This window comes from Komagataeibacter melaceti (genome assembly GCF_003403295.1).
In the GTDB taxonomy this organism is placed as follows: domain Bacteria; phylum Pseudomonadota; class Alphaproteobacteria; order Acetobacterales; family Acetobacteraceae; genus Komagataeibacter; species Komagataeibacter melaceti.
Map to the genome: position 1 here is coordinate 1 of NZ_QUWV01000170.1, position 317 is coordinate 317.

Genomic DNA, 317 nt, shown 5'->3' on the forward strand with positions numbered 1-317 from the left:
CTCTGGCAGCGCCATGAGGCGCGCTCCAGTGCGGTCGGGAGGTCAGGATGTCTGCGGCAACCATCGGTGTTGAAGGTGCATTGGCGGTGCTTGAGGAAGCATCCGGGGCGCTATCGCTGCGGACGTGGATGGAGCGTCACCGCGCGGAAATCCTGCGTCATCGTGATGGTCGTCGCATTGACTGGGTGGCCCTGTGCCGCTGGTTTTCGGACGTCGGACTGGTGAATGCGCGGGGGCTCGCACCTACCGTCAGGTGCGCCAAGATGACGTGGTACCGTGTCGGAAAATGGATGGAGGCACGTAAGGAACGGGCCAGT

General features: G+C 63.4%; 1 protein-coding gene. It reads left to right on the top strand.

Annotated features, from left to right (window positions below):
• Positions 1–47 precede the first annotated feature (47 nt).
• On the top strand, positions 48–317 hold a 270-nt coding region (locus DY926_RS17095; RefSeq protein ID WP_148707818.1), incomplete at its 3' end, for a hypothetical protein.